This window comes from Maribacter aquivivus (genome assembly GCF_900142175.1).
Taxonomy (GTDB): domain Bacteria; phylum Bacteroidota; class Bacteroidia; order Flavobacteriales; family Flavobacteriaceae; genus Maribacter; species Maribacter aquivivus.
In genome coordinates, this window is sequence record NZ_FQZX01000002.1 from 1 (window position 1) to 23,679 (window position 23,679).

The 23,679-nt window shown below is 32.8% G+C and carries 21 protein-coding genes and 1 tRNA gene; 12 read left to right on the forward strand and 10 right to left on the reverse strand.

Annotated elements, in window-relative coordinates:
* Window positions 1-14: 14 nt before the first annotated feature.
* From BUC31_RS10280 to BUC31_RS10325, 10 genes are all read left to right on the forward strand, one after another.
* Window positions 15-5,129: a DUF6443 domain-containing protein gene (locus BUC31_RS10280; protein ID WP_211573860.1), complete on the forward strand. Its 5,115-nt coding sequence runs from the start codon at window positions 15-17 to the stop codon at window positions 5,127-5,129.
* Window position 5,130: 1 nt separating this feature from the next.
* Window positions 5,131-5,757 carry a hypothetical protein gene (locus BUC31_RS10285; RefSeq protein WP_139251947.1) on the forward strand — a complete coding sequence of 209 codons (627 nt, stop codon included), beginning with the start codon at window positions 5,131-5,133 and terminating at the stop codon, window positions 5,755-5,757.
* Between the two features lie 160 nt (window positions 5,758-5,917).
* On the forward strand, window positions 5,918-9,823 hold the full coding sequence (locus BUC31_RS10290; protein ID WP_139251948.1) for a hypothetical protein: 3,906 nt from the start codon (window positions 5,918-5,920) through the stop codon (window positions 9,821-9,823).
* A 388-nt stretch (window positions 9,824-10,211) separates the two neighbouring features.
* Entirely contained in the window at window positions 10,212-10,928 is a 717-nt protein-coding gene (locus BUC31_RS10295; RefSeq protein WP_073243894.1) for a hypothetical protein, read from the forward strand.
* A 2-nt stretch (window positions 10,929-10,930) separates the two neighbouring features.
* Window positions 10,931-11,311, forward strand: coding sequence for a hypothetical protein (locus BUC31_RS10300; protein ID WP_073243896.1), 381 nt, complete (start codon window positions 10,931-10,933; stop codon window positions 11,309-11,311).
* An 18-nt stretch (window positions 11,312-11,329) separates the two neighbouring features.
* Window positions 11,330-11,797 (forward strand): hypothetical protein, encoded by a 468-nt coding sequence (locus BUC31_RS10305; RefSeq protein WP_073243898.1) that lies wholly within the window; start codon window positions 11,330-11,332, stop codon window positions 11,795-11,797.
* Window positions 11,794-13,086 (forward strand): hypothetical protein, encoded by a 1,293-nt coding sequence (locus tag BUC31_RS10310; RefSeq protein ID WP_073243900.1) that lies wholly within the window; start codon window positions 11,794-11,796, stop codon window positions 13,084-13,086. The genes BUC31_RS10305 and BUC31_RS10310 overlap by 4 nt, the downstream gene beginning before the upstream one ends.
* Entirely contained in the window at window positions 13,074-13,409 is a 336-nt protein-coding gene (locus BUC31_RS10315) for a hypothetical protein (RefSeq protein WP_073243902.1), read from the forward strand. Before BUC31_RS10310 ends, BUC31_RS10315 begins: the two co-directional genes overlap by 13 nt.
* The gene (locus BUC31_RS10320; RefSeq protein WP_139251949.1) at window positions 13,399-13,863 is read left to right on the forward strand and encodes a prepilin-type N-terminal cleavage/methylation domain-containing protein; all 465 of its coding nucleotides are present in this window, start codon (window positions 13,399-13,401) and stop codon (window positions 13,861-13,863) included. Before BUC31_RS10315 ends, BUC31_RS10320 begins: the two co-directional genes overlap by 11 nt.
* 5 nt (window positions 13,864-13,868) lie before the next feature.
* Window positions 13,869-15,002, forward strand: coding sequence for a type II secretion system F family protein (locus tag BUC31_RS10325; protein WP_073243906.1), 1,134 nt, complete (start codon window positions 13,869-13,871; stop codon window positions 15,000-15,002).
* Between the two features lie 23 nt (window positions 15,003-15,025).
* Here the strand turns inward: BUC31_RS10325 and BUC31_RS10330 are convergent, their stop codons facing one another.
* From BUC31_RS10330 to BUC31_RS10345, 5 genes are all read right to left on the reverse strand, one after another.
* On the reverse strand, window positions 15,026-15,280 hold the full coding sequence (locus tag BUC31_RS10330) for a hypothetical protein (protein WP_073243908.1): 255 nt from the start codon (window positions 15,278-15,280) through the stop codon (window positions 15,026-15,028).
* Between the two features lie 281 nt (window positions 15,281-15,561).
* The gene (locus BUC31_RS10335) at window positions 15,562-16,242 is read right to left on the reverse strand and encodes a hypothetical protein (protein ID WP_073243909.1); all 681 of its coding nucleotides are present in this window, start codon (window positions 16,240-16,242) and stop codon (window positions 15,562-15,564) included.
* A gap of 1 nt (window position 16,243) precedes the next feature.
* Window positions 16,244-16,984 carry a tyrosine-type recombinase/integrase gene (locus BUC31_RS19885; protein WP_084135011.1) on the reverse strand — a complete coding sequence of 247 codons (741 nt, stop codon included), beginning with the start codon at window positions 16,982-16,984 and terminating at the stop codon, window positions 16,244-16,246.
* A gap of 45 nt (window positions 16,985-17,029) precedes the next feature.
* Window positions 17,030-17,593, reverse strand: a complete 564-nt coding sequence (locus BUC31_RS19890) for a hypothetical protein (protein ID WP_084135012.1) — start codon at window positions 17,591-17,593, stop codon at window positions 17,030-17,032.
* Window positions 17,594-17,646: 53 nt separating this feature from the next.
* Window positions 17,647-17,720 (reverse strand) — tRNA-Met (locus tag BUC31_RS10345).
* A 138-nt stretch (window positions 17,721-17,858) separates the two neighbouring features.
* Here BUC31_RS10345 and BUC31_RS10350 point away from each other — a divergent pair.
* Window positions 17,859-18,242 carry an START-like domain-containing protein gene (locus tag BUC31_RS10350; RefSeq protein WP_073243911.1) on the forward strand — a complete coding sequence of 128 codons (384 nt, stop codon included), beginning with the start codon at window positions 17,859-17,861 and terminating at the stop codon, window positions 18,240-18,242.
* 52 nt (window positions 18,243-18,294) lie between these two features.
* On the forward strand, window positions 18,295-19,152 hold the full coding sequence (locus tag BUC31_RS10355) for an aminotransferase class IV (RefSeq protein ID WP_073243913.1): 858 nt from the start codon (window positions 18,295-18,297) through the stop codon (window positions 19,150-19,152).
* Here the strand turns inward: BUC31_RS10355 and BUC31_RS10360 are convergent.
* From BUC31_RS10360 to BUC31_RS10385, 5 genes are all read right to left on the reverse strand, one after another.
* Window positions 19,149-19,709 (reverse strand): YqgE/AlgH family protein, encoded by a 561-nt coding sequence (locus BUC31_RS10360; RefSeq protein WP_073243915.1) that lies wholly within the window; start codon window positions 19,707-19,709, stop codon window positions 19,149-19,151. The genes BUC31_RS10355 and BUC31_RS10360 overlap by 4 nt on opposite strands.
* Window positions 19,710-19,820: 111 nt before the next feature.
* Window positions 19,821-20,093 (reverse strand): HU family DNA-binding protein, encoded by a 273-nt coding sequence (locus BUC31_RS10365; protein ID WP_027066835.1) that lies wholly within the window; start codon window positions 20,091-20,093, stop codon window positions 19,821-19,823.
* 173 nt (window positions 20,094-20,266) lie between these two features.
* On the reverse strand, window positions 20,267-21,214 hold the full coding sequence (gene fmt / locus BUC31_RS10375) for a methionyl-tRNA formyltransferase (RefSeq protein ID WP_073243919.1): 948 nt from the start codon (window positions 21,212-21,214) through the stop codon (window positions 20,267-20,269).
* Window position 21,215: 1 nt separating this feature from the next.
* On the reverse strand, window positions 21,216-23,111 hold the full coding sequence (locus BUC31_RS10380; RefSeq protein WP_073243921.1) for a RecQ family ATP-dependent DNA helicase: 1,896 nt from the start codon (window positions 23,109-23,111) through the stop codon (window positions 21,216-21,218).
* The gene (locus BUC31_RS10385) at window positions 23,104-23,679 is read right to left on the reverse strand and encodes an AAA family ATPase (RefSeq protein ID WP_073243922.1); all 576 of its coding nucleotides are present in this window, start codon (window positions 23,677-23,679) and stop codon (window positions 23,104-23,106) included. Before BUC31_RS10385 ends, BUC31_RS10380 begins: the two co-directional genes overlap by 8 nt.

The following is a 23,679-nucleotide window of genomic DNA, read 5'->3' on the forward strand; positions in this document are numbered from 1 at the left end:
ATACTCAATCTGGAGTGTCTTATCAATTATATAAGAACAATGCTGTAAGCGGAGCTTCTAAATCTGGTACAGGGAATGGTATTTCATGGTCAGGAATAACTTCAGGCACATATAAAATTGTTGCTTCGAATGGGCTTTGTGCTGGTGTAGATATGTCTAATGAGGTTACCATTGGTACTTCTTTGGCTGAATCAGTTGAGATAAATATTGGTGTTTCAGACGATTCAATAATTTGTGCTAATCAACAGATTCCATTATCGGTACCTTCTACATTGGATATTATTTCTTGGGAGAATGTAGATGGTTTTATAACTGGTGATAATCCTGCCTATGTAAATCTTTCAGAGGGTTCATCAAGAACTGTTTCTGTTAATTTTAATAATGCGTGTGGTGATTTTGAAACTGTTTCTGTCGTATTAAGAACAAGTGAACCTGTTGGTAACGTAACTATTGATTCTCCTATTTATAGTAGATGTGCAGGAGCAGGTTCTAACACTTTTACCGCAAATGCAGTTAACGCGGCAAGTTATAGTTGGTCTTTAACTAATGGTGCAGGTACTATTAGCAATAACGGTATTGTAGAATGGGAGCCAAGCTTTTATGGAGAGGCTTATGTGACTGTAATAGCAAATAATGGGTGTAACAATACCTCAACTACTAGAGTGAGAATAAATAATATTGAGGAAAAGTCATATTTCTTAGATTTTGATAAAGATGGTTTTTCTACAGGAGATGCTATTCTTGCTTGCTCAAACCCAGACCCCAATCTTTATAGAAGCGAAGAGTTTATAATTGGTTCAGGTGATTGTGATGATGAAGATGAATATGTTAACCCCAATACGGTTTGGTTCTTAGATGAAGATGGCGATGGGCATGCCTTGGCCGAGAGTAGTTTTATTGGGTGTATTCCACCTGTACTAAATTCATATACTTATGAATCTATTTCTGAAGATGATTGTAATGATAAAAACAATTTAGTTCTAGGAACATTTACGTGGTTTCTAGATGCAGACAACGATAATGCCCCGGCAAACAATGAGAGATTGGTGCAATGTGAAAGCCCTGGTATTGGTTATAGAAACACACCAATTTCTTTGAATGCTCCAATTGATTGTAATGATAATGATCAAACAATTGTAGCAGGACTTTGGTACCAAGATGTTGATCAAGACGGATTGGGTGACCCTGATGGTAGAGTTATAGAACAATGTAGCCAGCCAAATGTTAGTGGTGGACCATGGGTCAGCAATAAATCAGATTTTTGTCCAGATGTGCAAGATGACACCAATTTATGTGGCGCAAATCTAACTCCCAATGCAGGTATAAATTACGTATATACTAGAAACTATCAGTTACTTCGTAAAATAAATACGGACTTTTTTACTGAGGATGATGGACTAGTACAAAGTATTACTTATTTTGATGGCATAGGTAGAGCTGTGCAGCAAGTAGGTATAGACCAGTCCCTGGTAAATTCGGGTGTAAAGAATGATGTTGTCACCTATATGAAATACGACGATTTTGGTAGAATGCAGAAAGAGTGGTTGCCTTACGTTACAGATCAAGGTGCAATTGGCAGCCTTCGTAGCAATAATGAAACGGCAATACTAGATTTTTATAATACAGAAAAATATGAGTTTACAGCTAATCCGTATTCAGAAAAGTTATTTGATAACACACCATTCAATAGAATAGAAAAGCAAGGGGCACCGGGTAATGATTGGCAAGTTCAAGAATTTGGTGACGATCATAGTATTGAGTTCGATTATTTGAGTAATGCTTCAAATGAGGTTAGAAAATTTGAAATTTTGTTATCACCAACACCTAGTTTAACTCTAGCAGAAGGTGCTGAAAATGAATTTTATACTGTAGATGAGTTAGTAAAAAATATTATCTATGATGAAAATCATATAGCGGGAAAGAATAACTCAACTGTTGAGTTTAAAGATAGATCTGGTAGGGTTCTGTTGAAAAGAACGTATGCAGATATACCCGCATTAGATTTAAATAATGACGGTGATATGTTAGATTTGGGTGAGCAAGCACAAAATGAAGCGCCTCATGACACCTATTATGTTTATGATGATTTTAGTAATTTAACTTATGTACTTCCTCCTAAAATGGAGGCTGGTGTAGCCAGTTTAAATCAAATAGTAAGCAACTTAAATGATCTTGGGTATCAATATATTTACGATAATCGAAATCGTTTAATTGAAAAGAAAATACCGGGTAAAGGTTGGGAATATATTATTTATAATAAGCTTGACCAGCCTATTATGACGCAAGATGCCAATCAAAAAATTAAAGGAGAATGGTTGTTTACTAAGTACGATGCTTTTGGCAGAATAGCATATTCTGGTAAAGCCGTTGATTCTAGGGAGCGAGGCGTTATACAAAACGAAGTCAATTCACTAACTACCAACCTTTGGGTAGAAAAAAGTACAATACAAAATTTTGGAGGTTCTGCACTAAACTATAATAACGGCGCCTACCCAATAGGTACACTTACCGAAGTGCTTATTGTTAACTATTATGATGATTATGATTTCGACAATGGTGTACCAGGTCTTACAGCAAATTCGTTTGGGGTTACGTCTACAACAAGAACGCAAGGTTTATCTACTGGTAGTAAAATAAAAGTATTAGATACCGATGATTGGATAACAAACCTTACCTACTATAATGAAAAAGGACAACCTATTTACAGTTATTCTAAAAATGACTTTTTAGAAACAACCGATTTTGTGACAACGTTATTGGATTTTACAGGTAAACCTTTAAAAGTAAGAAGTGTACATATACGTAATGGTGCCACTATAGTGACCTTAGATAATTTCACGTATGATGCTTTAGGTCGTTTGTTGAGCCAGACCCAATGTATTGGTGATCAAAATTTAGGTAATACTTGCCCAACAAGTACTAATGGTACTATATTGGTTGATGCTATTTTAGATACACCAACGGTAACAGAAGATGTAGTAGCTAGTAATAGCATTACGGTAGTACCCGGTACTAACGGCAGCACCACTATTTCTGGTAATGTAAGACTTTATATAGACCCAAATGCAAACGGTTCTGGTAGTGATGTGGAACTTATTGTTTACAATTCATATGATGAACTTGGTAAGTTACAAGCTAAAAAAGTGGGTGGTATTCTTGGTTCAGATTATAATACTACCCCTGGTTTGCAAACTATTGATTATACATATAACATTAGAAATTGGTTAAAAACGATAAATGATGATAGTTATGATGATAATGATTTGTTTAACTTTAGTCTCAAGTATAATGATCCAACTAATGCTACAGCTTTGTTTAATGGTAATATTAGCCAAACAAATTGGAATACTTTAAATGATGATACTAGCCTTAAGACATATTCTTACAGTTATGATGCCCTTAACCGTATTACTTTTGCGGTAAGTGATACGAATGATAGGTATGGTTTGGGGCAGGTAGAGTATGACAAGAATGGCAATATTTTTAATTTGCAACGCCAAGGTCATATTGTCTCTATGCCAAATGGCAATAACCCTGCAGATTTTGATACTATGGACGCTCTTAGTTATACCTATGATCAAGGCAATAAATTAATGGCAGTAACTGATGGTGTAACTATTGGCGAGGGTGGTGAATTCGGCTTTAGGGATAACAATAAAATTGGTGATGATTTCACCTATGATGCTAATGGTAATTTGATATCTGATGCCAACAAAAATATTACTGAGATAAGCTATAATCACTTAAATCTGCCTAAAAGTCTTACCGTAAATGGCTCTAATAATGGAAACGACGGCACAGTCTCTTACATTTATGATGCTACTGGTGTAAAACTAAGTAAGATTGCTACTGGTGGTAGTTCTACTAGTACAGAATATGCAGGTAATTATATTTATGAAGGTGCTATTGATAACACTAAACTACAGTTCTTTAGTACTACAGATGGCTATATAGAGCCAAAAAACCTTGATGATTTAAGTCTAGGGTACGATTATATTTACCAGTATAAAGACCACTTAGGGAATATAAGGTTATCTTATAAAAATGTTGGGAATACATCAAACTTTAATATAGAAATACAAGAGGAAAATAACTATTACCCTTTTGGTCTTAAGCATAAAGGATATAATGGTATGCAAAGTGCCACTAGAAACCATAAATATGGTTTTGGTGGCAAAGAAGAACAGAATGATCTTAGCTTAAGTTGGTTAGATTTTGGAGCTAGAAATTATGATGCAAGTCTAGGGAGATGGATGAATGTTGATCCTTTATCAGAAAGATATTCAAATATCACTCCGTACTCTTATGTAGCAAGTACTCCTATAATTGCTATAGACCCAGATGGTAAGGCAATTATATTTATTGGAGGACTTAGAGTTAAACAGGGTGCTACAGATCAACAATTAGGTAGAGCTACCCATGACCTTTTAGGTAATAAAGGAGGGATTTATAGAGAGGATGTTTTTGATTATTGGTCAACAAAAAGTAATTCTTTTGGTAATGAGGTATCTACGGATGAAATTTTTAAAAGAACCTTTGCAAATGATAAAAATTATTTTTACACGAGTGGTTCCTCCTCGTATACAAGTAGTGCTAAAAGAAGAGAGAGTGAAGGAGCGAAAAGAGCGGATTATTTTCATAAGTACATGGGCTATGGAGGGGGATTTAATAAACTTGCAAAAGGAGAGTTAATTCGTGTTGTTTCACATAGTCAGGGAGGTGCACATGCTGCTGGATTTGTGAGTCAATTATTAACATATAAAGATGAAACGGGTGGCAATCTTTATAATGTTGAATTGATTGTATATTTAAATCCACATCAATCAGGGGATATACATCATCCAGATGGAATTCAAGGAATAGCTTATAGTGTCAAAACTGATCAAATAGCGGGAGATGGTTTAATGTCATTTCTTGGTCTAAATGGAGGGTCTTCAGTAGAACCTGTCGAAGGGGCTGACAATTATCATTCAAATGGTATTTTTACAGACGGAAACGGAACATGGTTAGACAAGAGAGGTGGGCATAATGTAAACGACAATGTAAAAAATATTGCAAAAGTTGTAAATGATTTTTGTAGAAAAAACCCGTCAAAGTGTTCAGAAACAAAACTTATTAAAAAGGATTAAAATGAAGGATATTAAAATTATAGGAGTGTTAGTTCTTACTTTGATAACAAGTTGTACAAATTATAATCTTAATAATGATGATTTAAAATGGCAACCATATCTTATTAATGATATTTTGGTATTTAAATCAAATAATAATTCAATTGATTCAATTAGAGTCAATTTGATACAATTTCATATGAATCCAGAGGATCAATTGTCTTTTTTATCTCCAATTCATGAATCGATTTTTGTAAGTGGAGAGTTATTAAACCCTCCAATTGAAATGAGACATTTAAGACATGTTTCTTTACTTAAAATTTATGCAGATAAAGGTGATACCCAGATTAATTTTGAGCTAGAAAAATCATCTGATACTTTGATTTATGCTTCGGGGCATTATTTGAAGAACCAATTAAATAAATTTAATGTTAGGGATAAAATAATAAATAATAATTGCTTTGAAGATATATTGCAATTATATCCGAATTATACAGGAGGTTTAAATTACGAATTTGATCTTGATTCTTATTTATGGAGTAAAAAGTATGGTTATATCAAATATACTTTCAAAAATAATAAATCTTATGAATTGACAAAACTCATTAGAAAGGGTGTAAATATACTTCCAAAATGTGAATCGAAATAAATTTTCCCTACAAGTGCCAGTTTGTAATCTTACCATAGCCTATTGTGTGAAGAATGCAATTAGTGGTGTAGCGATTATGGAGTAAAAATGAAATTCAGAATTACCTAAGGATTTTATAATATTCTGATACACATCAAAGTAATTATATAAAAAAAAAGTAATGAAAAATAATCAACTAATAAGGTTTGTGAAGATTTGTGTACTATTGTTATCAATTAATAGTATAGCACAAGACAATAGCCAAATTACATACCCAACAGAGGATCCTTTCCAAGTATTTGAGAATACACCTAAAAGCCCAGAGGTGGGCTCATTAGGTAATTATGGTAATGCTAGTGCATCGCCTTATAATGGTAAAGGTAATGTTAGTGTACCCCTATATTCGGTCAATTTTGAAGGCATGTCTATTCCTCTTGCTTTAGACTACAATACTGCTGGCGTACAGGTAATGCAAGATGCCAGTTGGGTGGGTTTAAACTGGTCTTTGTCTACAACCCATGGTATTTCTAGACAAGTTTATGGTATAGATGATTTAAGTAACAGGGTTGGTGGAGATTATGATTTAGCAACTACAAATGGTTATATTTTTAATAATTTAAACTTATATCTAAACGAAGGTGCCGGTAGACCGTACCATACCTTAGATGATATTTTTAATGTTCATCATAGTTTTGCCTTGGGTGTTCCAGAAGGTAGAGGTTCTAGAGCTATAGATACCCAACCAGATGTTTTCACCTTAAATGCTTTAGGTCAAAATTATAAGTTTATTCTTAAAAAGAAAGGGGCATCGAATATCGTTGACAGCTATGTTTTTAATAATAATAATGTGATTATTACTTTAGATTTGAGCACTTTGGAGTTCACTTTAATAGACGAGGCTGGGTTTACCTTTACTTTTGCTTCAAAAGAGATTAATACAACGTTCAATACAATACAAGGTGATAGTGGACCTCAATCTAGTTATGAAGGTGCTTTTGATTTAATTTTTGCATCAACCAATAGAAGAGATTCAGGGGTAATAATGAACTGGTATTTAGATAAAGTTATCTCACCAGATGATAAGGAGTTAAATTTTGTTTACGATAGAGGCTTGCATTTTACTTTTCCCCAATATAGTTTTTCCTATAACGGTGGAGACTCAAAGGGTTGGGGAAACTGGGCAAGTGGTCAAAGAATAGCAGGTGGAGCAACAAGTCCGCATACGGTTTCCACAACAGTAATTGAAAATGCTTACCTAACTGAAATTAATGGTGATTTTGGTAAAATAATTTTTAATTTAGGCGATCGTTTAGATTTGTCTACGGGTAATACAATAAATATTTTATCAGATAACGGTTTTAATAGTTATGTTCTTAACACTGCAAATAGTACTATACGTTCTTGTCATGGTACAAATCAAAATTGTGGAGATTCAACCCCATTGCTACCTAAAAAATTAAACGGTATTACGGTTGAAAATATGCTTGGCACAACAGTTGCAGATATAACATTTAATCAGTCTTATTTTAATGCACCACAGACTTCAGCAACTGATCGAGAAAGATATTTACGATTGAAATTAGATGGGGTCACTATTAATGATAAAAATTATAGTTTTGGCTATATTAATCCAAATAATCTATCTGCTAAAGATACCTACGGAGTAGATTTTTGGGGCTTTGCAAATGGTAAAGAAAATACGAATACCTCTAAGGTACCTAGAATAGGTAGATTCTTAACGCAAAGGATGATATTACCTAATAATTTAACTGCAATAGGCAATGATTTTGTTTATGTCAATGGTGCTGATAGAGGAGCAGATTTTCGTATTGGTCAAACTGGTCTTTTAAATGTAGTGGAATACCCTACAGGCGGTAGTACAACCATTCAATATGAAGGTCATGAAGCTGTATTAGTACCAACGCCGCAATATGAGGTAACTGAGTATTTTCCAAATAACGAAAGATACCGTTGGACAAATATGGTAGATGAGTCTCAGTTTAATTTAACCTATGAGTATTTAAAATGTTCAAAAGATGCGGATTATAATTATTTTGAGAAGGAATATCCTGTAATTCAAGGAAACGCTTCTCAAAGTACCTATAGTTTAAATGGAGTTTTTGAAGTCTTGTTTCCTGCAGTTATTGAAGTAAATACAACGGTTAAAACTCAAACCGGTTGGAGTGGCATGAGTTATTGGGGTTCATATGATTTAATTGTTGTTGAAAATGTAGAGTCAGGTCAAGAATATTCGTTATTAAAGTACAGTGCTTCTACTTCCACACCAGATGAGGCTGAAAAGCAAGTAATTAAAAGCGTAAGTGTACCACCAGGAACGTACAAAGTAGTTAGAAAGTCATTACCTTATTTGGGTACAGATAAGCCAGCTTGGCCCGGGGTAAGCACTACACAAAGTGTGGTTACCGTAAATAGTTTTGATCAAGCTGAGCCAGATTTAAGTCAGTTTTTAGAAAGTTTTAAAATTGGAGGCGCGAGGGTTCGAAGAATAGTAAATAGAAATGGAGATGGTTCTTTTATAAGCGGAAAATCGTATTCATACGAGAAGCCAAATGGCTTTGAAGGTTTATCTTCATCTGGTATTTTAATGGATGATTTAATCTTTCATAGCAAAACATCTGGATTTTATTCTTATGATCCTACTTATGGCGATGTAATGTTCAATCCTTATAATAGCGTTGGTGGAAATAATAGCGCACAAGGTAGTCATATTGGTTATTCTTATGTACGTGAATCACAAATTGATCAATTTAATAATGAGCTAGGTTATATAGAACGAACTTTTCAAAATCAAAAAAATGAATATTTCACCAATTCTTTTGATTTACCTTATGTTTATGATGTTTACTCTGGTAATGGTGATAACTTCATAACATTTTTGGGCATAAAGGCTGAATGGTTTTGTTCTGGTTTAACGCTAGGTAATGATTGTGGTGGAAACGTTAAAACTTATTCTAGTTCTTATGGTAAGGCACAAATTCAAAATACAATAACTCTAGGTCTTCCTCTAAAAAATGGTTATGGATACTTAAATGGAAGTGTATTGAATGAAAAAGTTTATGACAATTTTGGAAACTTAATGCAAAGTCAAAGTAATGAATATATTACTATGAACGGAAATATTCCTCCGCTATACTTTTCAAGTTTCATACCTTATCCATTAATTTATTCAACTAACAATACGGGTTCTACGTTAGAGGTTGTTTCTCAAGTTTTAATGACTTCAGAAGGTCCATGGGGTACAACTCATAGTACTTATGTGCCTTATGAGTTTCCATTACATCATGGTTTAATATCAAAAATTGCAAGTTCAGAAAGCTGGACAAGATATGATAACAGTAATATGTTTTCAAAATCTTCATCTACTTATAATCTTGATACTCATTTTTTGATGTCACAAACACAAACTGATAGCAAGGGTAATGAGAATAAAATGGAATACTTTTATCCATACGATCAAGAGGTTTCTTCTAATTATGGAATGACTGACTTAATAGCGGAAAATAGATTTTCAAGTCCTGTGAAGACAAATTCATATTTAGACGAGCAACTGCTTTATTCTAGTCTTATTAATTACAATAATAGTGCTGAAACTGCAAATAAAACTAGACCTTGGTCTGTAGAAACAGTAAAGGGTATTGAAAATTCAACTAACCCTGTACGAGAAGAATATATTTATGAAAAATATAACGCTTCGGGAAGGGTTTTACAGATAAGAAAAATAGATGGTACTTCTACAGCATTTATTTGGGGTTATAATGATCAACATATGGTTGCTAAAATTGAAAATGCAACATATGATATGATAGAAAATTTAAGTCTTTTTGGTTCTGACTTCAATTTAGGTGCCAATGGTTTGTCTGAAAGCCAAATCGAAAGTTTGCGTAGCGGACTACCTAATTCTATGGTTAGCACATATAATTTTAAGCCCTTGGTAGGTGTACAAAATATTACTGATCCTAGAGGGTATAAGATTAATTATGAATATGACATAAACAATAGGCTAAAGTCTGTTAAAGATGAGGAAGGCAATATTGTTACTGATTATGAATATAAGTTTCAAAATTAGAATATGTAACATATAAACTTTGCATTATACTAAAAAGTAATGTTGAAGTTGACTAGTTTTCAGTTTTAGTTGGTATTGAAATTAAACCATGTTTGTCCTTTTTGTCTAGATTATAAAAAGGGCAAATATGATTTGATAAACATTATGACTTTATGATTTTAGGTTTTCTATTTAGTCAAAATCAATATATTTCTAAAAAAATATTGATTTAATATTTGATTGTTTCATGTTATTAAACTACTATGTATAACGTATATTTTTCAATAACACATACAACACTTCTAGTATAATTTCGTTCTAATAGGAAGCTAAATCAATCACCAAAAAACCTAAAGCATTTTATAATTTTCTACAGCAGAAAATTGAAGTGTTCATAAAACTAAATCTAATGAAACAAATCTATGTATTCATTTGCATATTATGTCTGCTAAATTCTTGTAACAGTATTAAATCTATTGCCATTAATGATGGTGCTTTACCTTTTTTAGGAACAGTTGGCAAACAAGAAACCAACTTATTAAAATCTAATTTTGTTCCAGTAGGAAGTCCTACACTTACAAAGCCAATACAAGTTACGGTAAAGACTATTCCTTTTGATAAAAGTTCTAACAAGGTATATGAGACCTCAAAAGAATTGACTGGTAGTAAGTCAGCTATAACATATATAGATTCATTACCGAATAAGCCTAAATATACAGTGTTTAGTTTGCACAATAAAGTTGGATTAAAGGAGGTGATTAATCAAGAACAGAACCAAGAGCTTAAAAATTATTTGGTAGCAGATTCAGATTATAAAATAGTGTCGACGATTTCTGTTTTACTTACATCTGATTTAGCTATGGAAATTTCAGGTGCAGATGGATTTTTTTTATCGACAGATAGTAATGGGTTACTTCAATTAGAAATTTTGAATGACAATCAAAAGCGCAAGATTAATATACCACAAGAAGAACTTTTTGATTATACGGTTATGGGTGTTTGTTGGAGTGAAAATAGATATGGAAAACCAATGATAGAAACCTTTTCAGAATATGGTAAATGTCCGAAAGGGACTGAAAAAAATGCTAATAAGTTAAATGAATTACAATCATCATTAAAACTATAATTATGCGTATAATAAACTCATTTTTAGTAGTAGTATCTATAGTTTTTTTAGCCAGTTGTGAAGAAATATTGGAAGTACCTGATATTTCTGAAGAAGAAGTTATTCTTTTGGCACCATCGGATAGTTCGGTAGTCACACAAACAGAAATTAATTTTACCTGGCAAGAGGTATTTGAGGCTACGAGTTATCACGTGCAGATTGCTCAGCCTAGTTTTATCAATGCGACCCAAATTGTAGCAGATACCTTAGTAGTGGTAGATAGTACCTATATAGGTTCAAAAATAACGAGGTCTTTATCGAATGAGGCATATGAGTGGAGGGTAAAAGCCCAGAATAGTGATTTTGAAACGCCGTATACAACCAACTCATTCACAGTAAATTAAATGGGTATAGAATTATAGATGAAAAAACAGTATAAAACATACTTGCTTTTGGCAGTTGTTCTCTTAGTTTGGGGAATGATAGGGTATAAGTTTGTTAGTGCTATTAACCCTTCCGTAGAAAGTGATAATTCAGCTGTTACAGCTGAAAAATTTGTTCCAAAAGAAATTAAAGAAAGAGAACAATTTGCCATAGTTGCCGATTATAGAGACCCCTTTTTAGGAACAATGAAAACTCCCGCTTCTGGCCGTAAAAAGAAAGTTTCTAAAACGGTAAAAAAAGAGTTGCCAAAAAAAAACATTAGCTATACAGGCTTTATAACCGATAAAGCTAGTAAACAGAAAATATTTTTTGTAACCATAGACGGTCAACAACAAATGATGGGCTTAAAAGATACTTTTAATGAAGTAAAATTGGTTCAAGGCACTAATAGCTACATCAAAGTTTCTTATAACGGAATATCAGAAAAAATTATTCTAGCACAATGATTATAGCTAGAAAAGTGAAAGCAGGAGCATTACAGTTTGTACTTTTTGTAGGTGCAATTGTAGCGGTTTTGCTGATGTCGTTTTTATTATTGACTTATACCCATCAACATTTTGAGAAGAAAACAGACGTACTGGTTGAAGTGTTAAGAAGTACCAATTATGGTATAGAATCATCTCTAAAAGCCGATTTTCAAATAGGAGATTCTTATGCCGTTGTAAAAGAAGAAGATATACCCATAACAACTACTGTTAAACGAGAATTTTGGGGCGTGTTTGAAAAAAGAAAAGCACTTGCAATACATGGTAATACTTCATACACCAAAACAGTACTTATTGGTGGGCAAGAACAAGAAGAATTACCAGCATTATATTTAAATAATCACCAAAGACCTGTGATAGTTGCTGGAAATACAAGAATAACAGGAAACGCCTATTTACCGGAGCAAGGGTTGAAAATGGGTAATATAAATGGCAATTCTTATAATAGAAACGAACTACTCTATGGAAGAAGATTTAGAAGTGATTCAGTTTTGCCAAAGTTGTCCGCAGATTTAGACACTCAAATAAAGTTGTTAGCTACATCGAATTATATACCCCAAGGCGATATTATACATCGTCTTTCATCTGAAGGAATTAAAAACTCTTTTAATAATGAAACTATAGTCTACAAGGATAGAACAGTACGACTACAGAATATTCAATTGACTGGGAATGTAATTATTGTTGCCTCTTCTAAAATCATAGTAGAAGCAAGTGCCCAACTTACTGATGTAGTCTTAATGGCACCAGAGATTGAAATAGAAAATGGGGTGTCAGGTACTTTTCAAGCAATTGCTACCGAATCTATTTATGTAGGTAAAAAGTGTAATTTATTTTACCCTTCGGCATTAGTGGTTAAAAAAGAGAAGAGTTTTCAAGGTTCAGGATTAGTAAATAATAAAGCTACTGTAAATCGACCCCCAACTATTCATTTAAATGAAAGAGCCAAAGTTAGGGGTTATGTCATGGTAATAGATGATAATACCACAAAGCAATATACACCAAGTATAAAAATAGAAACTGGAGCTAAAGTCATTGGAGAAGTGTATTGTACCAAAAATGTGGAGCTGAAAGGGAGTGTAGACGGAACTGTATTTACAGATGGCTTTATTGCTTTAGAAAACGGTAGTGTGTATCAAAATCACATCTATAATGGCATAATCAATAGTACACAGATATCCGATAAATATGTAGGCCTGTTATTGGCATCAAGAGTAGATAATAAAAAAGTAATGAAATGGCTTTACTAAAAAAAATAAAGGCGTCTTCATTAATGGAAACATTAGTAGCTACGGTACTTATTGTAGTCATTTTTATGATTTCAAGCATGGTTTTAAATAATATAATCGCAACAAATATTAGGCAAAATACAGACAAAATTGAAGAACGAATGAACGTTTTGGAATATCAATATCTTCATAAAGTTTTAGAATTACCGTACTATGAAGATTATGAGTCTTGGGAGATTTCTATTGTTGCAGATGAAAAACAAACGGGAAAATATGCAGTTATGACGGCGGACCAAACCAAAACCGAAATGAGTATAACAAAATCTCTAATAGTTGAAGATTAAACCAAACAAAATAAAGGCGTTCTCACTACAAGAGATGATGGTGGTACTAGTAATTACCACTGTTGTTGTAGGTATGGCTTTTGCGGTATTAAATTTAGTGCAACGACAAATGGGGAGTATCGAAACCATTTATGCCATTAAAACAGATATAAATCGGCTAAGACAGTCTTTATGGATAGATTTTAATAGATATGATTACATAGCTGTTGATCAGAAGAGTAATCAAATATTATTTTCTAATGAATTAGAGGGACGGCAGTATGAGATAATAAACGGAAATAGTATTCGAACAGAAAATTTGGAAATGGAATTTGAATCTATTGAATATTATTTTGATAATCAGAAAGTGGTTCAAGGTGAAATAGATGCTATTTCTATTATAACCAGTAAGGATACCGGACATCAAGAGGTATTTGTATTTAAGCAGAATACACCGGTTACATATATAAAGTAGCAATAATGAGTGGTTTTAAGCTAGAGCAAACGGTTAAAAATGAACAAGCGAATTCTGAAAAGGATTGGTTGAACAATCTCTTGCAAAAAGAAATTACGTTTGGTAAATCTTTCGGGAATAAAAAGAAGGAAAATTTCTATTCAGAATTGGCAGTGTTACTTAAAGCAGGTATTCAACTAAAAGATGCAATTGCCTTAATACAAGGGAACCAAAAGAAGGAGAAACAAATTGCTATTTTTAGTGAAATAGGTTCAGAATTGATTGCAGGTCAAAGCTTTTTTGAAGTGCTAAGAGATAAGCCAGAATTCTCTGAATATGAATACTATTCAATAAAAATTGGTGAAGAAACAGGAACATTACCCAGAATTGTTGAAGAATTAGGTAAGTTTTACGAAAGAAAAAATGAACAACGAAGAAGCTTACTAAATGCTTTGACTTATCCAATTATTATACTTTGTACGGCAATTTTAGTGGTTGTTTTTATGCTTAGAATGGTAGTGCCCATGTTTGAGGATATATTTAAGCAAAATGGTGTAGAATTACCAGGGATAACCAAAATGATTATTAGTGCCTCTAATTTTATTAAAGATTATGGTTGGTTGGTGCTCTTGTTTATTGGATTGCTAGTTGTGCTAAGAAAGGTGTTTTCTACCAAGCAATGGTTCAAATCAGCAAATGATCAATTTATTCAACGAATACCCTATATCGGTAGCTTTGTTACCTCAGTGTATTTAGCACAATTTACCCAAGCTGTAGCCTTACTAACGGCTTCTAAAGTGCCCATGCTGAATAGTATTCAGTTAGTAAAGAAAATGATTAATTTTCATCCATTGAACGAGGCATTGAAGAATGTAGAAAATGATGTAATGGCCGGGCAAAGTTTAAACGCTAGTATGGCAAATAATAAGATCTTTGATAATAAAATGATTTCATTGGTAAAGGTGGCTGAAGAAACGAATCAGACAGAGTACATTTTCGAGCGATTAAGTCAGCAATATGCGATAGAAGTCCAGCAAAAATCGAAACTACTTTCAACCTTAATGGAACCTATAATTATTATTGTGATTGGCATTTTTGTAGGCGTAATTTTAGTGTCTATGTATTTACCAATGTTTAAGTTGAGCAGTGTAGTGGGGTAGTGTGAAGTTTCAATTTTAAATCTCTAAAATTTAGGATTTTTAAGGGGAAGCGTATTTTTGAAATAAACTATTTTCTTGGTTACCATATCAAAATAGGGGAGTTCACCATTTGCACCTAATGCAATATTCAATACTCTTTGGTACCGTTCAATTTTCTGACTTAATGCTAGTATGTCACCTTTAGTAGCTGGTTTATTATTGTTATTGGTAAAAGCATTTTTTAAGACATCTGCAGCAAGTGCTCCAGCAGTAGCATTTCCAATTCCTGCAGCACTCATCTTTTCAATTTTACTGGTAAATTTCGGAGCTTGTTTAACGGGTAATAAATTTGATGTTTTTGTTTTCTGATGATGAGCTTTAGACCTGCAAGTGGCACTGCAAAATTTTTGCACATGCCGTCTCTTGGGTATGAATTCTTCATGACAATAATTACAGATGTAGTGTTTCGTGTCCATTTAGCGTTAAATGTACGTATGTTTGACGCATAATTAATGAATTTTCCGAGATATTTGGTAGGGTAGCTAATTAACTAACCTTAGCTAAAATAGGGGAGTTGTTTCTAATTTGAATTAAAAACAGTTTCCAAAAGAAATTTCATTGATTCTTCATCGCTAATTAAAACCGGCTTTTGTGACCTTACTTTTTTTAGACTTTTGGGTATAGGACTTGCTTCAATTGCATCTAACTTTTCTTGGTGTTTAAAGACATTTTTTAATAGCTGAACATTGTCATTCTTAATATAGGTTAGAACTTCAGCTGAATTAAGATTTGGAATTATTTGAATACTGAATTTGTTTTCAATTTGGACTTTATGATATTGAAAACAATCTGCCTGAAGTTGAAAGTATCCTTTGATTTTTTTATTGGCATCGCAATGAAATGTCACATTCTCATTCATCCATTTAGAAATGAACGTATAAAACCGCAGATGCAATGAATAACTTTCTAAAAGCGTTGAAAATTGTAAGGGACTCGTATTATTCTTTTTGTCTATTAGCATTATTGTATTATAATTAAGAATAGACGCCTTCTCTAATAATGGTATACAATCTTTTATAGCTAATACTTTTTCTGTTGAATTATTTTCAGACAGAAAAACAATGGTATTAAAAAAATCTTCTGTTTTAATATTTCTAAACTCACTGAGTTCACTTAAAGGAATAATACTTTTGGGAATAAAAAATAGTAGAGGAATATAGAGCTGTTTTAATAAACGTTTTAGTGTTTTGCTTGTATCCATTCTATTCTTTTAAAAGATTGGAGTAATCTTCGGCCAGTTCAGCATCTATATCACGTAAATATTTTTCTAAGGCGGACATTGAATTATGACCCGTAATCAACATTAATTTACTTTTGGCTTCAAATGGTGTAGCATTTTTTAAAATTACCCGATATAGTTTTGTGATATACGTATGTCTAAAGCTGTATAATCCGAAATCTTCGTTTAGATTAAAATGTTCTTTCACTTTTTGTTTAAATCGTTTAGAGAAATAATTTCTTCTGTTGGTTTCTTTAGTATCCCAAGCTCCGCCAATTTCGGTAGGGGTAAAAAGTAAATGATTTGGATTCAAATTTGATAAGTCTGGTATTTCATCAAATAGCATTTGGGGTATTATTTTCTTTTTTAACTTACTGTTTTTGGCTTGGAAGGTAAGTGTTCTGTTTACTAAATCTACGTCTTTAATGCGAAGCCTAGATACTTCTATAGGTCTTAGAAAGTTATATGCAACGAATTTGATATATAGTAATAATATCGGGTCTTCTTTCGTCAAATGTTTGAATATACTTTTTTCTACCTCGAGAGAAAATGTTTTATTCCGATTTGGAACAGATTTTAAAACCTTAATCGTTTTTATAAAGTTGAGTTTTATAATTTCATTTTCTTCTAAAGTCTGTAAAAAAGTACCAAGGGTCAATCTGAAATTATTTCTATTTCTTGGACTTGTATTGATGACAATTTCGTTTAAAAAATTAAGCAACATTTTTTTAGTTAGCTGATGGGTGTATTTTATATTTGGATAATTTTCTTATAGCCATTTTAAAAAGGCTTGACCTTTAAGTCGATAATCTTGAACTGTTCTAGCTTTAACTTGATTTTTCTTCAACTTTAAAACGTAATCGAAGGCATCTTTTAGCGGCATTCCTAAATCCTTTATTTCCGATTGAGTCGGCAGTTCTATAATCGCTATTTTGTTAGTAGACTCTGTATATTCAGTTTTGATTTTTTCTACTTTATTGTCTACTCTTACTTGCTTTAAATCTGTTTCATGAACATTATTTACAGATTGATTTTCTAACGGACTATAGCCTGCTCTCAATAATTTTAATAGATTTTTACGGTAAGAGGTGAGAATTGTTAATCTATCTGCCTTGGTTTTGTAGTTATTGGCCTTACCATAAATATTTTTCATGCGCATCAATTTTTGCGAAATCGGGTCTCTAAATGAAAAATAGACATACCATCTTTTAGAAAGATCACCTTTGGCGGTATAGATTTTTGGTGCTGAAAAATTTGGTTTTGTAGACAAATCGTGTTCTAAATCGTGTTCACTTTCGTGTTCAATTGTAATTGCATGCAGAAATATAGACATAAAAAAACGGTTTAGAGTGAACTAAACCGTTGTTTTACTTGATTTTACTAATGTAGCGAGAGGGGGGCACGATCCCCCGACCTCCGGGTTATGAATCCGACGCTCTAACCAACTGAGCTACCTCGCCATATTATTTTTTAACGGCTGCAAATATAGTGGTAATTTATTTGTTCTTCAACAAAAATTTATATAAAAAATAATACCTCACATTTATTTTTTTATCATTTAGAAATATATATATTGCTCGTAATAAAGTAGCATGAACATGAGCGATAAAATAAAATTTGAAATAGAGTTTGTAATACAGTCTTCACCACAGATGTTATATCAATACCTGGCAACACCTTCTGGACTGTCAGAATGGTTTGCAGATAATGTGAATTCTAGAGGAGAGAAATTTACATTTATTTGGGACGGAGCTGAAGAAGAAGCTAAGTTGTTAAAAAGAAAATCAGATGAGTTTGTACGTTTTGCTTGGGATGAAGCAGAAGATGACAGCTTTTTTGAAATGAAAATAATTGTAGATGAAATAACTAAAGATGTTTCATTGTTTATAACTGATTTTGCAGAAGATGATGAAATTGAGGAGTCTAAAATGTTATGGACGAACCAAGTATCAGATTTAAAACAGGTATTGGGATCATCCTAAAAATACCCTTATTTACAGTATCTTTGAGCCTTAATTTTTTAAGGCTTTTTTTATGTTCAATTTTAATGGTGAACTTCTTGAGGATAATACATCTTTTTTAAACGAAAAGAATAGGGGAGTACAGCTTGGTGATGCCGTTTTTGAAGAATTACGTGTTTTAAATGGTGACATTGTATTTTTAGAAGATCATTATTTACGCTTAATGTCTTCTATGAGAATTCTAAGAATGGAGATACCTATGAACTTTACGATGGAGTTTATGGAAGAAGAAATTCTAAAAGGTCTATCTGAAAACGATTTAAAAGAAGCAAAACAAATAAAATTTACCGTTTTCAGAAATAGTCAGAACGATTTTTCTAAATCAGATAATAGTATTTCATATTTCATTACAAGTAATACGCTAACAAACCCATTTTTTATTCTTAATGAGGGTGCATACGAAGTAGAGCTTTTTAAAGATTTCTATAAAAATTCTAGTATGTTATCTAATTTAGATACTAATAATAAAGTCTTGAATGTCGTAGGAGCTATTTACGCACAAGAAAATGATTATCAAGATTGTTTGTTGCTCAACGAAAGAAAACAGGTTATAGAGGCTCTAAATGGTAATTTGTTTGTAGTAAAAGGTAATCAAATTAAAACAGCGCCTTTAACTGATGGTTGCATTAATAGTATTTTAAGAAAAAAACTTATTGATATTGTTTTAAAAATAAATGATTTTGAATTTATTGAGGATAGTATATCGCCTTTTGAGCTTCAAAAAGCAGATGAGTTATTCATTACTAATAATATTGACGGTATTATCTCCATATCAAAATATAGAAAGAAAGATTTTGTCAATACAACTGCAAAAAACCTAATCGGTAAATTGAATGCTGCGGCTAGAATGTCTTTAACTGCGGGAGTTTAGTTAAGACTGGGGTTTTCTGGAGCATTTGACCAAAGTAGATAGTCACCACCTAATTGGATCATATTTTCTTTCCAAATTGCTTTTGCTGCTTTTTGAATTATTCTACTTTCATGTTCATTTTCAACAACGATCCATGATTTTGAAGTCAGTTCTTCATCTAGTTGCAAAGAAGACCAGCCAGAATAACCAAGAAAAAATCGAATATCATCTTCAGAAATGATTTCTTTATTGATGAGTTCTACGGTAGTTTCAAAATCACCGCCCCAGTAAATGCCATCAGAAATCTCTACACTGTTATCTATTAAGTGTGGTACTTTATGAATAAAGTAAAGATTGTCTTGTTCTACAGGACCGCCGTTATATACTTTAAAAGGTATTTCAATTTCGGTGACCAAATCGTTTATTTGATACTCTAAGGGCTTATTTAAAATAAAACCAACAGAGCCTTCATTACTATGTTCTGCTAACAGAACAACAGACCTATTGAAAGAAACGTCTCCTGTTAAAGAAGGTTCTGCAATTAGTAATTTCCCTTTGGTTGGCTTTAATGCGATCATTAATTTACGATGATTATATACCTAAAGTAAGACAAATCCTTCTAAATGCAAAAACATGGAAATAAAAAAAGCGCCAACTAAGGCGCTTTTCATAAACTTATCTGTGTAAAACTAGTTTACAGCTTTGCCTAAATCAGCACCTGCTTTAAACTTAACTACATTTTTAGCAGCGATTTGGATAGTTTTTCCAGTTGATGGATTTCTACCTTCTCTTGCATTTCTTTTAGATACGGACCAAGAACCGAAACCTACTAAAGAAATTCTATCTCCTTTTTTAAGAGAATTTTCAACATTTCCCAAGAAAGATTCCAATGACTTTTTAGCCGCAGCTTTTGTGATGCCAGCGTCTGCTGCCATTGCATCGATCAATTCTGTTTTGTTCATAATGTGATAATTAATTGTGATTAAATAATTTATACCTATTAACAAATTTATATGGATTTCTGAGCAACACAAGTAAAACAAGGGGAAATCCCCCATTTTGTTGATAACTCAGCGTGTTTGTTGATAAAGTAGGTTTTTTTTTACGTTTCTCGCAGCCCAATAACGGCGGGGCTTCACCCCATTTTTGCATTTTTTTCTAAATTAAGGCCGTTCAATAGATCTCTTACATGCATTCTTTTCTTGCCTTGAAGTTGTATTTCATCGAGATTTAGGTAGCCACCTTGTATTGCAACTTTCATCTCTTTTTTAGTAAAAATCAGAGTTCCGGTTGTTAGTTCATGTTCTTCAGCTTCTATATGCGCCTTATAAATCTTGGTAATTATAGTTTGTTCTCCGTTTGTCAAAGTTGTCCATGCTGCTGGGTACGGACTCAATCCTCTTATAAAGTTATAGATATCTTCTTTAGACTTGCTCCAATCTATCTCACATGTTTCTTTAAACAGTTTGTGTGCATCCTTTAAATCGTCTGAATTTGTTTGTTTTGTAGTTTCAAAATTTCCTTCTTGAATTCGTGCTACGGTTTTCACCACAGTTTCAGCCCCTAAGTGCATTAGTTTATCATGTAAGTCTTCGGCATTATCGGTTTTTTCTATGCTAATTTCGTCTTGCATTATAATAGCACCAGTATCTATTTTCTCGTCGATAAAGAATGTGGTAACTCCGGTTTTTGTTTCACCATTTATTATAGCCCAATTAATAGGTGCTGCACCACGGTATTGAGGTAGAAGCGATGCATGCAGATTAAAGGTTCCGTATTCGGGCATATCCCAAACAAGTTTTGGCAACATTCTAAAGGCTACTACTATTTGTAAATTAGCATTTAGTGATTTTAGGGTGCTTAAAAATTCAGTGTCTTTTAAGTTTGTTGGTTGTAATACAGTAAGGTTATTTTCAACAGCGTATTTTTTAACTGCAGATTCGTTTAGTTTTCTACCTCTGCCTGCGGGTCTGTCTGGTGCCGTAATAACACCTACTATATTATATTTCTTTTTTACGAGCATGTCTAAAATGCCCACAGCAAAATCTGGGGTGCCCATAAATACAATTCTCAATGCTTCCATATTATAATAGTTGGTATTCGTTTATAGTGTTTAAGGTAACGTAATTGTCTTCTAGTAGTTCTTGTAAGGCTGCGATAACAATGTCTTGATTGATATTTAGACGTTTTTCTAATTCTTGCGAACCTGCAGTTTTCTGCTTTAAGAGTTGAATGATTTTTATTTTGGCGTGTACAACATCTGTATTGCCTAATTTCTGACTGATGCATACATCGCATATGCCGCATTCTTTTTCTTGAACCTCCCCAAAATATTCTAATAACTGAATGCTTCTACAAACAGTGTCATTTTCAATGTAGTTTAGCATCTTGGTTACCTTCTCAATTTTGAGCTGATTTTGTTCTTCAATATTCCTTGCAAAAATATTAATAGTACGATCATCATCTCGTGGTACCAAGAACAGTATCTCTAAATCACTTGAAACACTAGTGTATTCAATAATTTCATCTTTTGCTAGTTGCTCAAAGTTTTGATGTAATAGTGATTCTGATATAGCTGTTTTTTTGGATAATAAGTACATGTTAATTTGAGTGTCGAATTCAAAAAGACCGCCGTAGGTGCGTAATACTACTTTTATGAAATCGGCAAGTTTTGAGTTTTTGTCAATGTACCTATATAATGTATCCTTATCTGTTATGAATTTGATAGTAATTTTTTTCGAGAAATTTTCAGATAGTGATAGAACCGAGTTTCTGTCTAGTAGCTGCAATGCATTATAGGTTAAAAATGTATTCAGCTTATATATGTTACAGAATTCGTTGAAATTTAGATGAAACTTTGCTTCGGTAAATTCTCCGTAGCCAATTTGAAAAAATGTATTTAATTTTTTATAAATCATTTTCACATAAGCAACGTCTGGTAAAATGTCGATAAATTGTTTCTTTACCAATACCTTGTCGGTAGTATTTGTAAGTAGAATTGCCTTTGCAAAGTCTCCGTTTCTACCAGCTCTACCTGCTTCTTGAAAGTAATTTTCTAAACTATCTGGTATTTGATAATGAACTACTAATTCAACATCTGGTTTGTCTATACCCATACCAAAAGCATTAGTAGCAACCATAACCTGAACTTTATCTTCTAACCAAAGATTAAGCCGTTCTGTTTTCATTTTTTGATCAACACCGCCATGATAGAATGTTGCCTTGACATTATTTTTTACTAAAAATTTTGATAGTTCTTCTGCCTTTCTTCTACTTCTGACATATACAATGGCACTGTGTTTTATTTGCTGGCAGTATTGTTTTAAACGACCATTTTTATCTTCGGTCAATATGACTCCGAATCCTATGTTTTTTCTAAAAAATGAATCTTTTACTACAAAAGGATAATTGAGGTCTAATGACGAAATAATGTCATCGCTAACTCTTTTTGTTGCAGTTGCCGTTAAAGCAACCATTGGTGGGGTAGGGTGTAGTTCACGTAATATGGAACAACTTAAATAGGCAGGTCTAAAATCATGTCCCCATTGAGAAATACAATGTGCCTCATCTATAACGAACATAGAAACGTTCATTGCCTTAATACGTTCTTGTACCAGTTCTTGTTGTAAGCGCTCTGGTGATAAATACAAAAACTTATAACTGCCGTAAATACAATTATCTAATAGCTTATCTACTTCGGTAAATTTGAGTCCGCCTTTTAGACCTATGGCTTTAATGCCTAGTTTTTGAAGGTTGTCTACTTGATTTTCAATAAGGGCTACTAGCGGAGATATAACAATACAAATACCCTCTTTCATTAATGCGGGTACCTGAAAGCATAACGATTTACCACCTCCTGTGGGTAGTAATCCTAAAACATCTTGACCATTAGAAATGGCATTGATGATTTCTTCTTGAGAGCCTCTAAAGCTGTCAAAACCCCAATATTTTGATAAAATTTCTTTTGGTGTATTATTCACCCGTTTTATTTATAAAATCTACTACAAATTGCATACGATTTTCTATAGTACCAAATGGAACTTCTATTGGCGTATACCCTAGGTCAATATACGTTTTTTCTAGCTTATCATGAATGCCACAAGCTTGTTCAAAATTTTCCATTCGTTCATTGTCCTGTTTATAAATTTCTTTCCAAGGAGGTAAGATCAATACCTCGTCATACCTGTGTTCTAAACATAAGTTAGCATAACGTTCTTCTGAAGGTTGCCCAAAATAATCCATATAAGCTATAACATCTGGTAACCCACGATCATAGAATAAATGATCTTTATGTATGTTTTGTCCATTAATGAAATGTTGCAAACGGGCACTAATTAATTCGTCATTAAAACTTTTTGAATCTTTTACAAAATCAATTGGGTTTACTAATTTATCCTCTAAAGAGACATCGCCCAATGCATCTAAAGTCATTGTTCTAATTACCTCATGAAAGCAATGGTATCCATTTTCTTCTAGTGATGATATTAATACTGTTTTTCCGGTTCCCGGACCTCCTGTGACAACAATTCTCTTGCTTTTCAAACTCAT

Coding starts and splice junctions, on each gene's coding strand:
- BUC31_RS19890 (WP_084135012.1), bottom strand. CDS start 17,593: ATGTCTATATTTCTGCATGCAATTACAATTGAACACGAAAGTGAACAC.
- BUC31_RS10290 (WP_139251948.1), top strand. CDS start 5,918: ATGAAAAATAATCAACTAATAAGGTTTGTGAAGATTTGTGTACTATTG.
- BUC31_RS19885 (WP_084135011.1), bottom strand. CDS start 16,984: ATGTTGCTTAATTTTTTAAACGAAATTGTCATCAATACAAGTCCAAGA.
- BUC31_RS10335 (WP_073243909.1), bottom strand. CDS start 16,242: ATGGATACAAGCAAAACACTAAAACGTTTATTAAAACAGCTCTATATT.
- BUC31_RS10360 (WP_073243915.1), bottom strand. CDS start 19,709: ATGATCGCATTAAAGCCAACCAAAGGGAAATTACTAATTGCAGAACCT.
- fmt (WP_073243919.1), bottom strand. CDS start 21,214: ATGGAAGCATTGAGAATTGTATTTATGGGCACCCCAGATTTTGCTGTG.
- BUC31_RS10315 (WP_073243902.1), top strand. CDS start 13,074: ATGGCTTTACTAAAAAAAATAAAGGCGTCTTCATTAATGGAAACATTA.
- BUC31_RS10295 (WP_073243894.1), top strand. CDS start 10,212: ATGAAACAAATCTATGTATTCATTTGCATATTATGTCTGCTAAATTCT.
- BUC31_RS10330 (WP_073243908.1), bottom strand. CDS start 15,280: ATGAGTGCTGCAGGAATTGGAAATGCTACTGCTGGAGCACTTGCTGCA.
- BUC31_RS10300 (WP_073243896.1), top strand. CDS start 10,931: ATGCGTATAATAAACTCATTTTTAGTAGTAGTATCTATAGTTTTTTTA.
- BUC31_RS10355 (WP_073243913.1), top strand. CDS start 18,295: ATGTTCAATTTTAATGGTGAACTTCTTGAGGATAATACATCTTTTTTA.
- BUC31_RS10365 (WP_027066835.1), bottom strand. CDS start 20,093: ATGAACAAAACAGAATTGATCGATGCAATGGCAGCAGACGCTGGCATC.
- BUC31_RS10350 (WP_073243911.1), top strand. CDS start 17,859: ATGAGCGATAAAATAAAATTTGAAATAGAGTTTGTAATACAGTCTTCA.
- BUC31_RS10385 (WP_073243922.1), bottom strand. CDS start 23,679: ATGAGTTTGAAAAGCAAGAGAATTGTTGTCACAGGAGGTCCGGGAACC.
- BUC31_RS10310 (WP_073243900.1), top strand. CDS start 11,794: ATGATTATAGCTAGAAAAGTGAAAGCAGGAGCATTACAGTTTGTACTT.
- BUC31_RS10285 (WP_139251947.1), top strand. CDS start 5,131: ATGAAGGATATTAAAATTATAGGAGTGTTAGTTCTTACTTTGATAACA.
- BUC31_RS10305 (WP_073243898.1), top strand. CDS start 11,330: ATGAAAAAACAGTATAAAACATACTTGCTTTTGGCAGTTGTTCTCTTA.
- BUC31_RS10325 (WP_073243906.1), top strand. CDS start 13,869: ATGAGTGGTTTTAAGCTAGAGCAAACGGTTAAAAATGAACAAGCGAAT.